The sequence below is a fragment of the Variovorax pasteuri genome (genome assembly GCF_051216435.1).
Lineage (GTDB): Bacteria > Pseudomonadota > Gammaproteobacteria > Burkholderiales > Burkholderiaceae_C > Variovorax.
Genome location: NZ_JBPJZS010000013.1, coordinates 1 through 13,378, shown reverse-complemented (window position 1 = coordinate 13,378; position 13,378 = coordinate 1). Strand labels below are relative to the sequence as shown.

Annotated in this window: 13 protein-coding genes; 3 read left to right on the top strand and 10 right to left on the bottom strand. The window is 67.6% G+C overall.

The annotated features are described in order from the left end of the window. The first annotated feature begins 72 nt into the window (after window positions 1-72). Complete coding sequence (locus ACSFBM_RS30730; protein ID WP_435487772.1) at window positions 73-1,041, top strand: LysR substrate-binding domain-containing protein; 969 nt, start codon at window positions 73-75, stop codon at window positions 1,039-1,041. A 39-nt stretch (window positions 1,042-1,080) separates the two neighbouring features. Here ACSFBM_RS30730 and ACSFBM_RS30725 read toward each other — a convergent pair whose 3' ends face one another. From ACSFBM_RS30725 to ACSFBM_RS30680, 10 genes are all read right to left on the bottom strand, one after another. Beyond that, window positions 1,081-1,803: an HpcH/HpaI aldolase family protein gene (locus ACSFBM_RS30725; RefSeq protein ID WP_435487771.1), complete on the bottom strand. Its 723-nt coding sequence runs from the start codon at window positions 1,801-1,803 to the stop codon at window positions 1,081-1,083. A gap of 13 nt (window positions 1,804-1,816) precedes the next feature. Beyond that, window positions 1,817-2,620, bottom strand: coding sequence for an SDR family oxidoreductase (locus ACSFBM_RS30720; RefSeq protein WP_435487770.1), 804 nt, complete (start codon window positions 2,618-2,620; stop codon window positions 1,817-1,819). Beyond that, window positions 2,617-4,287, bottom strand: a complete 1,671-nt coding sequence (locus ACSFBM_RS30715; protein ID WP_435487769.1) for a hydantoinase B/oxoprolinase family protein — start codon at window positions 4,285-4,287, stop codon at window positions 2,617-2,619. Before ACSFBM_RS30715 ends, ACSFBM_RS30720 begins: the two co-directional genes overlap by 4 nt. Window positions 4,288-4,296: 9 nt before the next feature. Continuing rightward, window positions 4,297-6,387, bottom strand: coding sequence for a hydantoinase/oxoprolinase family protein (locus tag ACSFBM_RS30710; protein ID WP_435487768.1), 2,091 nt, complete (start codon window positions 6,385-6,387; stop codon window positions 4,297-4,299). A gap of 38 nt (window positions 6,388-6,425) precedes the next feature. Beyond that, window positions 6,426-7,154 carry a branched-chain amino acid ABC transporter ATP-binding protein gene (locus ACSFBM_RS30705; protein WP_435487767.1) on the bottom strand — a complete coding sequence of 243 codons (729 nt, stop codon included), beginning with the start codon at window positions 7,152-7,154 and terminating at the stop codon, window positions 6,426-6,428. A 17-nt stretch (window positions 7,155-7,171) separates the two neighbouring features. Then, window positions 7,172-7,945 carry an ABC transporter ATP-binding protein gene (locus ACSFBM_RS30700; protein WP_435487766.1) on the bottom strand — a complete coding sequence of 258 codons (774 nt, stop codon included), beginning with the start codon at window positions 7,943-7,945 and terminating at the stop codon, window positions 7,172-7,174. Further along, window positions 7,935-8,969, bottom strand: coding sequence for a branched-chain amino acid ABC transporter permease (locus ACSFBM_RS30695; protein WP_435487765.1), 1,035 nt, complete (start codon window positions 8,967-8,969; stop codon window positions 7,935-7,937). The genes ACSFBM_RS30700 and ACSFBM_RS30695 overlap by 11 nt, the downstream gene beginning before the upstream one ends. 13 nt (window positions 8,970-8,982) lie before the next feature. After that, window positions 8,983-9,855, bottom strand: a complete 873-nt coding sequence (locus tag ACSFBM_RS30690; protein WP_435487764.1) for a branched-chain amino acid ABC transporter permease — start codon at window positions 9,853-9,855, stop codon at window positions 8,983-8,985. Between the two features lie 28 nt (window positions 9,856-9,883). After that, window positions 9,884-11,086: an ABC transporter substrate-binding protein gene (locus tag ACSFBM_RS30685; protein WP_435487763.1), complete on the bottom strand. Its 1,203-nt coding sequence runs from the start codon at window positions 11,084-11,086 to the stop codon at window positions 9,884-9,886. Window positions 11,087-11,206: 120 nt separating this feature from the next. Then, window positions 11,207-12,424, bottom strand: coding sequence for an aspartate transaminase (locus ACSFBM_RS30680; protein ID WP_435487762.1), 1,218 nt, complete (start codon window positions 12,422-12,424; stop codon window positions 11,207-11,209). Window positions 12,425-12,761: 337 nt separating this feature from the next. Here ACSFBM_RS30680 and ACSFBM_RS30675 point away from each other — a divergent pair, with 337 nt between their 5' ends. Together ACSFBM_RS30675 and ACSFBM_RS30670 are read left to right on the top strand one after the other, a co-directional pair. Beyond that, a complete protein-coding gene (locus tag ACSFBM_RS30675) occupies window positions 12,762-13,280 on the top strand; it encodes a gluconokinase (protein ID WP_435487899.1) in 519 nt (172 codons plus the stop codon). After that, window positions 13,274-13,378 (top strand): hypothetical protein (locus ACSFBM_RS30670; protein ID WP_435487308.1); only part of this gene is annotated, 105 nt, incomplete at its 3' end. The genes ACSFBM_RS30675 and ACSFBM_RS30670, both read left to right, overlap by 7 nt.

Below are 13,378 nucleotides of genomic sequence, written 5' to 3'. Positions count from 1 at the left end.
CGACAAGCAAGCATCGAGCCACGCGTTGCCAGCGTCAACCGGGGTTACGATCAGTCGGCTTCCGATTCACCAATGACGGTCAATTTCAAAACCCTCAAGAGCTTCGTGACCGCGGTGGACGCACGCAGCCTCTCCGCGGCCGCCGCGCAACTGAGCGTTGCGCAGCCGGCGTTGAGCCAGCACATCGCCTCGCTCGAGGAACACTTCAAGCACAAGCTGCTGAACCGCTCCAACGCCGGCGTGACACCCACGCCCGCCGGCATTGAGCTCTACCGCCACGCGCAGATCATGCTCAGCCACCTGGAGCAGGTGGAGCGCGAGCTGATGAACCGCACGGACGAGAGCTTCATCTGCGGCCCGGTCTCGGTCGGGCTGGCTACCTACAGCACGGCCTCGGCGCTGTCGATGCCGCTGCTGCAGGCGGTGCGCAGCGCCTACCCGGGCGTCAACCTGTTCATCAACGACAACTTCGGCCTGGTGCTGAGCGAGATGGTGATGACCGGGCGCCTGGACATGGCCATCATCTACGCGGGCAGCCCCATGAAGGGGCTCACGCTGCAGCCGCTGCTGACCGAAGACCTGTTCCTGATCGCACCGCCGGGCATGGAGCTGGAGCCGCACGGCGACCAGACCATCGCCCTGCACGCGCTGGCCGGCATCGACCTGCTGCTGCCGAGCCGCATGCACTTCCTGCGCCGGATGGTGGACGAGGCGTTCGCGCGCATCGGCGTGGTGCCGAACATCCGCGCGGAGATCGAGTCCGCCGAAACGCTGCGCCAGGCGATCCAGGCGGGCGTGGGCGCCACCATCCTGCCTTCGGCGCTGGCGGACTTTCCGCCGATCGCGAACCCGCCGGTGATCCGCCGGATCGTGGAGCCCGGCCTGCAGGCCACCGTGTCGCTGTGCGTGCCGGACCACCTGCCGATGTCCGACCAGGCGCGCGCCGTGCTGGACATCCTCCGGCAGCAGATCGGCAACCTGTTCGAGGCCGGCCGCCTCGAGGGCATCCGCGTGCCGGAAGCCGCGTCGACGCAGGGCTGATCGCCGGCCCGATCGCTGGACTTTTCGGCCGAAGAATCCTCAGTGCGCGTCGGCGACGGCCGCCACGGGCCGCGACAGGCTGCGCATCGCCGCGACGCCTTCCGTCACGAACGGGTCGGCGTGGTAGTACAGCAGCTGTGCGCCCATCGACACCAGGTGTTCGACGTCCTGCTTCACGACAAGGGTGCCGGCGATCTTTCCGGCCGCGCGAATGCGCTGCAGCGTCTGGTCGACCAGGTCGAGCGCGGGTTGCGGCCGGCGCTTGCCCGGCGCCACCGCGGGCGAATACCCCATCGACTGCGACAGGTCGCCGGGCCCGACGAAGAACACGTCGATGCCCTCGACCGCCAGGATCTCGTCGAGATTGCGCACGGCCTCGACCGACTCCACCATGCCGATGAGCAGCCGGGTCTGGTGATCGTCGGGGCAGGCATAGCGGAAGGTGTGCACCACCTGCCGCGCGATCTCCGCGGTGTGGATCAGCGGCACCATCACGCCGTCCGCGCCCGCGTTGAGGCAGCGCGTGATGGTGGAGCGCTCCTGGTTCTGCGGGCGCACGATGCCGAAGCCGCCCGCATAGCGCGCGGCCTTGGCCATGTGGTGGATGTCCTCGAAGCCGGCCAGGCCGTGCTCGCAATCGATGAACACCGAGTCCGCGCCCGAGCGCACGAGCTTCTCGCACAACGTGGATGAAATGTGGTTCGGGTTGACCATCAGCACGGAGTCGCCGCGTGCCAGGCGTTGATGAAGGGTGTCGCTCATTGCTTTGTCTCGTTCAGGGTTTGCCGGGTGTGCCGTCGGGGGCGCCGAGCCAGCGGCTGATCTCGATGTCGGGGCCCTGGTCGCGCGCGCGCGTCGGGCTGATCACCAGCTGCTCGATGGTGGTGCCCTGCGGCAGCGTGCAGGCCAGCAGGATCGCGCGCGCCACGTCGTCGGGCGCGACCATGGCCGCACGCTCGTCCGTGCTCGGCGGACGCACGCGCGTGTCCATGATGGGCGTGTCGACCTCGCCGGGCAGGATGGTGGTGGACCGGATGTTGTTGTTGCGGAAGGTGCCGTGCACGAAGCCCATGAGGTTCGTCACCGCCGCCTTGGCCGCGCCGTAGGGTGCGCCGCCCAGCAGGTTCGGCCGCACGGCCGCCAGCGAAGACACCGTGACGATGGTGCCGGCACCGGTTTCGAGCATGCCCGGCAGCACGGCCTGGATCAGCACATACACGGCCGTCAGGTTGACCGACACGGCCGACTCCCAGTCGTCCGGTTCGATCCAGCGGATGTTGCGCACGCGGCTCGTGAGGCCCGCGTTGTTGACCAGGATGCCGATGGGGCCGACCTCCTTGGCCGTCCACTGCACCAGCGCGAGCAACTGTTCGCGCTCCTGCAGATCCGCCTGGCGGGCCCAGGCTTGCCCGCCCGCGTCACGGATCTCGGCCACCACAGCCTGCAGCGGCTCGATGCGGCGGCCCATCACGACAACGCGCGCGCCTTCGGCGGCCAGCATCCGCGCGGTCGAGCGGCCGATGCCCGAGCCGCCACCGGTCACCAGGGCCACCTGCCCCTGCAAGGCGCCGGCCGTCATGCAGCCACCTTCTTCGCTTCGTAGCCGTAGTCGGCCTGCGCGCCGGCCGCGCTGACAAGACCCTGGCGCAGGTCGTCCTCGATCAGCTCGTGCGAGCGCTGCTGCGCATCGCCCCAGCCGCCACCGCCGGGCAGCTCGATCGTGAGGCGCTCGCCCGGCGCCAGCACCAGCCGCCCCTTCGGGAACACGGCCTTGCCGTCGTGCAGCACCGCGCCGTTGCGTCCGGCCTGGCCGCCCAGCACGCCGAGGCAGGGGTACTTCACATGCTCGGTGCTCAGGTAGATGTTCATCTCGCGGTCCGACAGGTTGCGGATCACGCCGCGCTGGCCCAGGCCGCCGCGGAATTGGCCGGGGCCGCCCGAGTCGGGAATGAGCTCCTTGCACTCGGTGAGCACGGGCACCGCCAGCTCGTACATCTCGATCGGCGTCACGCGGCAGTTCGACGGAAAGCTCAGTGTGTCCAGGCCGTCCATCGACGAACGCCCCCCCTGCCCGCCATGGAAGTTCTGCGCGCTGCCATAGGCCGTGCCGTCGGAGCGCTGGCCCTGGCAGTTGATGCCCCAGATCGGCGCGCCGCCGCTGTCGCCCATCGCGCCTTCGGGCACCACGTGCTGCAGCGCCTTGAAGATCAGGCTCGGAATGCAGTGGCCCACGAGGTTGCGCGCCGCACCCGCCGCATGCGGCCGTGGATTAAGGATCGAGCCCACCGGTGCCGAATCGGTCAGCGCGACCATGCAGCCCTCGTTGTTCGGCGTCTCCGGGTCGAGCAGGCATTTGAGCGCATACACGCTGTGCGCCACGCGGTAGTGCGGCACCACGTTGATGCCGCGCGCCACCTCGGGCGAGGTGCCGGTGTAGTCGACGTGGATCGAGTCGTCGCGCACCTCCACGCTCACGCACAGCTTCACGTCGGACTCGAAGCCGTCGATCGTCATGTCGGCCTTGTAGTTGCCGTTGGGCCAAGCCGCGATGGCCTGGCGCATGTGGCGCTCCGAACGGCTGAAGATCGCCTCGCCCAGCCCGTCGCAGTCTTCCAGGCCGTACTCGTCCATGAAGCGCGTGAGCTCGCGGCTCATCACCTCGTTGGCGGCCACCATGCTCTGGATGTCGCCGCGCACCTCGTGCGGCAGGCGCACGCTGGCCTCGATGACGGCGAACACGTCGGTGTTCGGCTGGCCGGCCTTGAAGAGCTTGAGCATCGGGATGCGGATGCCCTCCTCGAACATGTCGGTCGAATCGGGCGACTGCGGCCGGCCGCCGATGTCCGGCAGGTGGGCGATGCTGCCGGCGTAGGCCACGATCTTGCCCTTGCGGAAGATCGGCGTGAGCATGACCATGTCCGGCAGGTGGCCCGTGCCGATCACCGGGTCGTTGGTGGCCAGCACATCGCCGGGCTCCAGCGACTCGGGCGGAAAGGCCTTGAGGAAGTAGTTCTGTGCGGCCATGGGCAGCGTGGTGATGAACACCGGAATCGACCAGGTGCACTGCGCCAGCGCGCGGCCCTTGGCGTCGAGCAGCACGTTCACGTAGTCGTGGTTCTCGCGCACGATCGGCGAGAAGGCCGTGCGGCCGAGTGCGCTGTCGGCCTGGTCGGCAATGAAGACCAGGCGGTCCCACATCACCTGCAGGGTGATCGGATCGTTGAAATCGGGTTTGAGCATGGACATGGCAAGACCTCAGGACAAAAGCATGATCAGGTTGTGTTCGGCATCGAGCGAGGCAGAGGCGTTGGGCCCCATCACCACGGTCGACTCGCGCTGCTCGATGATCGCGGGACCCTCGACCGGCACGCCGGGCACCAGCGCATAGTGGTCGTAGACCGGCGTGTCGACGTACCTGCCGAGCTCCGGGAAGAACACGGGCCGCGTGCCCTTGCGTGCATCGCGCTTCACTTCCGACTCGCCGCGCAGGCTGGCCAGCGACACCGGCGCCTTCGGCCCGCTGGCGCGCACGCGCCACGTGATGACCTCCGCATCGGTGCCCGAGACGCCGCGGCCGTACAGGGCCACGTAGGCTGCATGGAAGCGCGCCAGCAGTTCCTCGATGAACTTCGGGTCCGCCGGGTCCAGCGCCGGCAGCGGCACCGAGATTTCGTAGCCCTGGCCGACGTGACGCATGTCCACGGTGTACGAATAGCTGATGTGGTCCACCGGCACCTTGCTCGCCAGCACCACTTCGCGCCCCTGGTCCGCCAGCGTGGCCTTGACCACGTTCACCGCGCTCGGGTTCCAGGCCGAGATGCGCATCGGCAGGCTGGCCGACAGATCGGCCGCCACCGGCGCACCCAGGAGGCCGATGGCCGAGGTGACACCCGCACCCAGCGGGCAGATCACCTTGCGGATGCCCAGCTTGCGGGCCACGCCGTACGCATGCACCGGCCCTGCACCGCCGAAGGCGATCAGCGGCAGCGCGCGCGGGTCGACGCCGCTGTCGGTGGCCTGCATCGAGGCGGCCTCGGCCATGCTCTCGTTGACCATGTCGTGGATGCCCCAGGCGCAGCGCTCCCGCGAAATGCCCAGGTCCTTCGCGAGCCGGGCCATCGCCGATTCGGCGGCAGGCTTGTCGAGCGCGAAGTCGCCGCCGAGGAAGGAGTTTTCGTTCAGGTAACCCAGCAACAGGTCGGCGTCGGTCACCGTCGGCTCCGTGCCGCCGCGTCCATAGCAGGCCGGCCCCGGTGCCGCGGCCGCACTGCGCGGCCCCACGCCCAGCAGGCCGAGCTTGTTGCGCGCAGCGATGCTGCCGCCGCCCGCACCGATCTCGATCATGTGGATCGACTGGATCTTCAGCGGAAAGCCGCTGCCCTTTCGGAAGCGCTCATGCCGGGCCACCTCGAGGTCGTTGGCCACCATGGGCTGGCCGTTCGGAATCAGGCACAGCTTGGCCGTGGTGCCGCCCATGTCGAAGGACAGCACGCTCGACTCGCCGGCCTGGCGCGCATAGTCCGCCGCCGCCACCGCACCAGCCGCGGGGCCGGATTCGATCAGCCGCACCGGCGTGCGCGAGGCCGACGAGCTCGGCACCACGCCGCCGCTGGAGGTCATCCAGAGCAGTTGCCCTTCGACGCCGCGCTTGGACAGCTCGCGCTCGAGGTGGTTCACGTGCCCGACCATCATCGGCCGCGTGTAGGCGTTGACGACAGTGGTCGAGGCGCGGTCGTACTCGCGCACTTCGGGGCACACCGTGGAAGACAGCGAAACCGAGATGCCCGGCGCCACCTCGGCCAGGATCTCACCAATGCGCCGCTCGTGCTGCGCGTACTTGTAGGCGTGCAGCAGGCACACGGCCACCGACTCGACCTTCCTGTCGAGCAGCACGCGGGCGATGGTGCGCACGCCGTCCTCGTCGAGTGCCTTGATCACCGTGCCGTCGGCAGCAATGCGCTCTTCCACGCCGAAGCACAGCTCGCGCGATACCAGCGGCTCGGGGTACTGGATGCGCAGGTCGTACAGGTCGTAGCGCCCTTCCGTGCGAATGCGCAGCATGTCCTGGAAGCCGTCGGTGGTGATGAAGGCGGTGGGCACGCCGCGGCGCTCCAGCACCGCGTTGGTCACCACCGTGGTCGCGCCCAGGATCTGCAACTGGCCGTTGCCCGTGGCTTTGGCCCCGTTGCGCTCGCGCACCTTGGCGAGCAGCTCGTCCACGCCCTGGAGCACGGCGCGCGCGGGCGCATCGGGGGTGCTCAGCACCTTGTGCAGCAGGATGGTTCCGTCGTCGTCCGTCATCGCGAAGTCGGTGAACGTGCCACCTGTGTCAAATGCCAGTTTCATGCCTTTCAGCTCCTTCTGTGTTCGGTTGAGATGTGTGCTCAGGCCACGGCCGCGTCGGATGCGCGCCGGCCCGTCATGAACAGTTCGCCCAGGTCGGCGGTGCTCAGCGCCTCGACCGGGCTGTCCCAGATGACCTTGCCAAGCCGCAGCACCACGGCGCGCTCGGCGGCCTCCATGGCCTTGCGGGTGTTCTGCTCGACCAGCAGGATCGTTCGGCCGCCCTTGTGCAGGCGCTTGAGCTCGTTGAAAACCAGCGTGATGGCCTGCGGCGAGAGGCCGACAGATGGCTCGTCCACCAGCAGGATCTCGGGGCGTCGCAGCACGGCCATTGCCATCTCGAGCAGTTGCTGCTCGCCACCGGACATGTTGCCGGCCAGCTCGTTGCGACGCTTGCGCAAGATGGGGAACAGGTCGTACACGTACTCGCGCTCGCCCTTCAGGTCGCCGCCCTTGATGGTGTAGGCGGCCATCTCGAGGTTCTCGTCGATGGACATCAGCTGGAAGTTGCAGCGGCCCTGCGGCACGTAGGCAATGCCGTGGCCGAGCATCGCCTGCGGGCGCAGGCCCGCAATGTCCTTGCCCTTCCAGCGGATCGACCCGCCCTTGTGGGTGGTCATGCCGAAGAGCGACTTCAGCAGCGTCGACTTGCCGGCCCCGTTGGGCCCCAGCAGCGTGACGAATTCGCCGTGCCGGATCTTCAGGTCCACGCCGTGCAGGATGTCCAGGTGGCCGTAGCCGGCACGCAGGTTGTCGATTTCGAGTTCCATGGTGTTGTTCTTTCGTGTCAGCCGCCGAGGTAGGCCTCGATGACCTCCGAGTTGCGGACCACCTCGTCCGGCGTGGCGTCGGCGAGCTTGGCGCCCTGGTGCAGCACGACCACGCGGTGGCTGAGGTTCATCAGCACGTCGGTGTTGTGCTCGATCACCACGAAGGTCACGCCCAGCTTCTGGTTGGCGTGCTCGATGCACTGGATGACCTTCTCGATGAGCACGGGGTTGATGCCCGCCAGCGGCTCGTCCAGCAGGATCAGCTCGGGTTCGGGCATCAGCATCGAGGCGAACTGCAGCAGCTTCTGCTGGCCGCCGGACATGTGGCCCGCCGGCAGGTGGGCCACGCGCGCCAGCCCCGTCACTTCGATCAGTTCCTTCGCGCGTTCGCGCAGGGCCTGGATGCGCTTCCTCGCCGACGGCCCGACCCAGAAGGTCGACAGCACGTTCGGAAAGCGCGACATCTGCCCGGCCAGCACCAGGTTCTCCTCGGAGTCCAGCGTCGGGAAGACCACGGTCTTCTGGAAGCTGCGCAGGAAGCGGCCCTCGCGGGCGATGCGGTTCATCGGCCAGCCGGTGATGTCCACGCCCTTGAGCAGCACGCGGCCCGAGTCGCTGCGCTGCAGCCCGGTGCAGCAGTCGAACAGGGTCGACTTGCCCGAGCCGTTGGGGCCGATGAGCCCCATCACCTCGCCGCGGCGAACCTCGATGTCCACGCCCTGGAGCGCGGCGACGGCGCCGTAGTTCTTGCGCAGGCCTTCGATGCGCAGCATGACGGGTTCAGCGGACATCGCTCGCCCCCTTTCCAATGCCGGCAATGCGCTCTGCGGCACGCTGGAACAGCGGCGCCAGCCCTTGCGGAAACAGGAACACCAGCCCCAGCAGCACGAAGCCATAGATGACCATGCGCAGCTCGGGTGTGATGCGCAATGCTTCGGACACCGCCACGAAGACGAAGCTGCCGATGATCGCGCCCGGCACCTTGCCCACGCCGCCGCCCAGCACGATGATCAGGATGGTGTTGGAGTAGTAGGCCTGGAAGACCAGCGGGCTCACGACCGTCGAGAAATGCGCGTAGAGGCTGCCGCCCAGGCCCGCAAAGACGGCGCTCAGCATGAAGACCAGGAGCTTGTAGGTCCAGGTCGGCACGCCCAGCGATTCGGCCAGCGTCTCGTTGTCGCGAATGGCCACCATGCAGCGGCCGGCGGGCGAGCGGATCAGTGCGACGAACGCCGCCACCGCCAGCGCCGCAACGGCGAGCACCAGGTAGAAGTACTCGGGCGCCTTGATGACGGTGTAGACCCAGTCGCCGAAGCCCAGGCGCGGCCGGGCCACGCCCGACAGCCCCATGTCGCCGCGTGTCAGGTCGATCCAGTTCTTCGACACCATCTGCGCGATGACCACCATGCCGAGCGTGCACATCACGAACGAGGTGTCGCGCAGCCGCAGCGCCGGGATGCCCAGCGGCAGCGCGACCAGCCCGGCGATCAGCCCCGCGGCCAGGAAGTTCACGAGGAACGGCGTGCCGAAGTGGATCGACATGAGGGCCGATGCATAGGCACCAACCCCGAAGAACACGCCCTGCGCCAAGGACAGCATGCCCGTGTAGCCCAGGATGAGGTTCAGCCCCAGGGCCGGCAGCAGGAAGATCATCGCGAGGACCATCGCGTGCAGGTAGTAGTCGCCGAGGAAGAGCGGCGCGCAAAGCAGCATCACCGCGCCGACGGCGCATGCGCTCCAGTTGACCGCGGCGACCCGGGCAGCCGGCAGGCGCGGCGTGTCCAGCGTGGTGTTTGACAAGATTGCCTGTTTCATGAAGTTGTCGCTTTCAGAAGCGGGCCTTGCTGCTGAACAGGCCGTGGGGCCGGAACATGAGCATGAGGAGAAGCACGATGAAGCCGACCGAGTCTCGGTACTGCAGGCCGATGAAGGCCGCGACCAGGCTTTCGATGACGCCCAGGAGGCCGCCGGCGATCAGGGTGCCGCGCACGTTGCCCATGCCCCCCATGACGATCACCGCGAAGGTCTTCAGCGTGATCGACTCACCCATGCCGCCGTAGATGCTGACGTTGATCGGGCCGGTCAGGATGCCGGAGAGCGCCGCAATGGCCACGCCGATCAGGAAGGTGCGGCGCACCACCTGTTCGACGTCGATGCCGTTGACCTGGCAGCACTCGATGTTCTGCGACACCGCGCGGATCGAGCGGCCCAGGCGCGTGCAGCGCACCATCCACTCGAGCCCGGCAAACACCGCCAGCGTGACGACCACCAGGATCACGCGCTGCTGCGACATGCCGAAGTCGCCCATCTCGATCGGCTCCAGCCAGCCGCCCGAGAACACCTTGTAGCCGCCGCCGAAGGCGAGGATGACCACGTTCTGCAGGATGAGCGACAGCCCCAGCGTGGCCAGCACGCCGGCCTGGAAGGGTTGGCCGATAAGGCGCTGCATCACGGCGCGACCGATCACCACGGCGATCACGCTGACGATCGCCACGCCGCCGATGATGGCGATGCTGTAGTCGGCCATCAGCTTCGACATGACCCACCAGGCCGCGAAGGTGCCCAGCATGTAGTACTCGCCGTGGGCGAAGTTGATGGCCCGCAGCACGCCGAAGATCATCGTCATGCCGGCGGCCACCAGGGCGTAGACCGCCCCGGTGATGATGCCGTTGACGATCTGTTCAAAAAGGAATGAGCTCACGGTGTTCTCGCAGGCTGGGAACGGTGCGTCACTTCGCGCCGGCCGTGTAGTCGACCTTGGTCGCGATCATTCCCTTGATGGCCGGCTTGCCGTCGACGATCTCGAGCAACACCATGGGCATGACCGCCTGGTTGTGGTCGTCGAAGGTCACGATGCCCATGGGGCTGTCGTACTTGATCTTCGCCATGGCGTTGCGAATGTCTTCTGCCTTCAGGCTGTTGGCACTCCTGATCGCGGCCACGATGAGGTTCAGCGTGTCGTTGTACGTGTAGGCGTGGTTGTTCGGCATCTCGCCGCCGTTGGCCTTCCTGTAGTCCTCCACGAACTTCAGGCTGCGCGGCGCCGGCACCTCGGGCAGCCAGGCGGCGGCCTCGACCGCGCCGTTCATGACCTTCGGCGCGGCGGCGACGGTTTCCTTGGTGTTGAACTCGCCGTTGCCGACCAGCGCGACCTTGCCGGCCAGCCCGAGTTCGAGCATCTGGCGGGCGATGATCGGCGTGGTGTCGGCCTGGCCGTAGAGGATGATGGCCTGCGCGCCCGAGCGGCGGATCTTGCTCAGCACCGAGCGGAAGTCGGTCTCCGAATCCTTGTAGTAGTCCTCGCTCAGGATCTCGGCGCCCTCGTACTTCGGCAGGTAGCGCTTGGTGAACTTGATGGCGCCGCGGCCATAGTCGCTGTCGACCGAGAGCACCGCGAACTTCTTGAAGCCCTTGGTCTTCGACGCGTACTCCAGCACCGTGGCGGCGCGCACCTCGTCGGTCGGGTAGTTGCGAAATGTCCACTTGAAGCCGCCCACGCCGGCCTTGTAGGTGATGTCGGGGTTCGACGACGCCGCGTTCACCAGCAACACCTTCGACTCCTCGGCCAGCGGCTGCATCGCCAGCGTCACCGAGCTGCAGACGTCGCCGATGACCACCGGCGTCTTCTCCAGGCTGATCATGCGCTGCATGGCGGCCACGCCTTCCGCGGGCACGCACTGGCTGTCCCCGCTCACGAGCTCGATCTGCTTGCCGAACACGCCACCCGCGGCGTTGATTTCCTTGGCGGCCAGTGCCGCTCCCTTGTTTGCGAAAGCGCCGTAGCGGGCATTGGGGCCGCTCATCGGCGCGATGACGCCAATCTTGAAGGTGTCGGTCTGCGCGTTGGCGGGTGCCAGCGTACAGAAGCAGGCGATGGCGGCGAGCGCTGCCAGGGCCGCGCCGCGCGATCTCGAGTTCGTGGGGTAGCTCATTGCTTTTCTCCGAGTCATGAAAGGGTGGAAAGAATGGTAGGAAGCGCTGGGCTCGCTCGCCAATACGTTATGGACCTTCGCCTATAAGGATTCCTGATAGGCAGGCGTGCAGTCAGCGGTTCAGCCGAGCTTCGCCACCGCAGAAGCGATGCGCCGGCAGCCTTCCTCGATCTGCGCGAGGCTCGTGGCGGTCGACATGCGGAAGTACGGCGACACGCCGTAGGCCGTGCCCGCCAGCACCATCACGCCGCCAGCTTCGAGCAGGTAGATCACCACGTCGTTGTCGGTTTCCAGCGTCTTTCCCTCGGGGGTTCGCTTGCCGATCAGTCCACCGCAATGGGGATAGAGGTAGAACGCGCCGCCCGGTGCGCGTGCGCGAATGCCGGGAATGTCGTCGAGCAGCCGTGTGGCGGTGTCGCGGCGCTGCCTGTACGTGGCCACCCAGTCGGGCAGAAAGGCCGCGTCGCTGTTCAGCGCCGCCACGGCGGCGGCCTGGCTCACGGAGGAGGCACCGCTGGTCGACTGCGACTGCAGCATGTCCAGCGCCGCGATGATGTCGGCGGGGCCGGCCGCATAGCCGATGCGCCAGCCCGTCATGGCATAGGTCTTCGACACGCCGTTCACCACCAGCGTGCGGTCGCGCAGGCCGGGCTCGATGGCCAGCAGGTGGGGTGGCGCGGCGTCGGTGAAGCGGATGTGCTCGTAGATGTCGTCGGTCAGCACCATCACCTGGGGATGGCGCATCAGCACGTCGGCCAGCGCGCGCAGCTGCTCGCCGGTGTAGGTCGTGCCGGTGGGATTGGTCGGCGAGTTGAAGACCAGCCAGCGCGTGGCCGGCGTGATGGCCGCCTCGAGGGCCTCGGGGGTCAGGCGGAAATCGTCTTCCTCCTTGCAGGCCACGGTGACCGGCGTGCCGTCGCAGGCCAGCACCATGTCCGGGTACGACACCCAGTACGGCGCTGGCACGATCACCTCGTGGCCCTCCTCCACCGTCACCGACAGCGCGTTGAACAGCGCATGCTTGGCGCCGACCGTGACGATGATCTCGCGCGGGCTGTAGCTCAGGCCGTTTTCTCGCAGCAGCTTGGCAGCAATGGCTTCCCGCAGGGCCAGCGTGCCGGCGACAGGGGTGTAGCGCGTCTCGCCGCGCCGGATGGCGGCGCAGCCGGCCTCCTGGATGTGCTCCGGGGTGTCGAAATCCGGCTCGCCGATGGCCAGGTTGACGATGTCCTTGCCCTCCCTGCGGAGTTCGGCGAACCGGTCTGCGGCGGCGCTGCTGGGGGACGGCTTGATGCGGCGGATGCGGCTGGAAATTCGGGACGGACGGGACGGGCTCACATGACTTCCTGTTCGGTGGTGATGTCGATGGCCCGACGGTAGGCCCGTCCCGCCGGTGGCGCCAAGACGGCCTTGCTCTAGGGGTGACGCATTTCCTTATAGGGCGGCGACATAACGTTTCCCTATAGGTCCAGACCGATCCTGTCTTTGTGCGGCGCAGGCACTTTGCGTACCTTCCGGGGCTGCACGACGGCCAAGGCCGAGGCCACGGGTGCCGGGCCCGGGCCCGGGCCGCTTGCACGCAGGAGACGCATTGACCTACCCTTCCCTACCGGCCGCCGGCCTCACCCCTTCCAAAGCCGCAGAGCGGCCGCCAGAATCCTTCAAGCTGCTGGTCATGGGCGTGTCCGGATGCGGCAAGTCCTCCACGGCCGCCGCGCTCGCACTCGCCATCGGCGCCTCGATGATCGAAGGCGACGACCACCATCTGCCGGGCAGCCAGGACAAGATGCGCCGCGGCATCCCCCTTGACGACGAGGATCGCGCGCCCTGGCTCGACCGGCTCGGTGCGCTGGTGGAGCGTTCGGCCGACCACGTGGTCGTCACCTGCTCCGCGCTCAAGCGCAGCTACCGCGACCGCCTGCGCGCGGCGGCGCCCGCACTGCGCATCGTCTACCTGGAGATCGGCGCGGACGAGGCGCTTGCCCGCGTGGCGGCGCGCTCCGGCCACTGGTTTCCTCCGAGCCTGGTGAGCAACCAGTTCGCGACGCTCGAGTCGCCCGTCGGCGAAAGCGGCGTGCTGCGCGTCGATGCCACACAGGAAATCATCCTGCAATGCGAGGCCGTGTTGCGCTGGCTCGGACACTTGCCTTCCCTGCCGGGGAAGGTCCATCCCCTGAGGAGATCTCTATGCTGATAGGCGTGCCTGCCGAGACACTGGCTGGCGAAACCCGAGTGGCCGTTACACCCGAGACCGTGAAGAAGCTGGTCGCCTCGGGGCATGCGGTGCGTGTA

What these genes read in the sequence shown, in the direction of transcription:
- ACSFBM_RS30725 (WP_435487771.1), bottom strand. Translation starts at nt 1,803, where the DNA reads ATGAGCGACACCCTTCATCAACGCCTGGCACGCGGCGACTCCGTGCTG.
- ACSFBM_RS30710 (WP_435487768.1), bottom strand. Translation starts at nt 6,387, where the DNA reads ATGAAACTGGCATTTGACACAGGTGGCACGTTCACCGACTTCGCGATG.
- ACSFBM_RS30700 (WP_435487766.1), bottom strand. Translation starts at nt 7,945, where the DNA reads ATGTCCGCTGAACCCGTCATGCTGCGCATCGAAGGCCTGCGCAAGAAC.
- ACSFBM_RS30715 (WP_435487769.1), bottom strand. Translation starts at nt 4,287, where the DNA reads ATGTCCATGCTCAAACCCGATTTCAACGATCCGATCACCCTGCAGGTG.
- ACSFBM_RS30675 (WP_435487899.1), top strand. Translation starts at nt 12,762, where the DNA reads ATGGGCGTGTCCGGATGCGGCAAGTCCTCCACGGCCGCCGCGCTCGCA.
- ACSFBM_RS30720 (WP_435487770.1), bottom strand. Translation starts at nt 2,620, where the DNA reads ATGACGGCCGGCGCCTTGCAGGGGCAGGTGGCCCTGGTGACCGGTGGC.
- ACSFBM_RS30705 (WP_435487767.1), bottom strand. Translation starts at nt 7,154, where the DNA reads ATGGAACTCGAAATCGACAACCTGCGTGCCGGCTACGGCCACCTGGAC.
- ACSFBM_RS30685 (WP_435487763.1), bottom strand. Translation starts at nt 11,086, where the DNA reads ATGAGCTACCCCACGAACTCGAGATCGCGCGGCGCGGCCCTGGCAGCG.
- ACSFBM_RS30695 (WP_435487765.1), bottom strand. Translation starts at nt 8,969, where the DNA reads ATGAAACAGGCAATCTTGTCAAACACCACGCTGGACACGCCGCGCCTG.
- ACSFBM_RS30730 (WP_435487772.1), top strand. Translation starts at nt 73, where the DNA reads ATGACGGTCAATTTCAAAACCCTCAAGAGCTTCGTGACCGCGGTGGAC.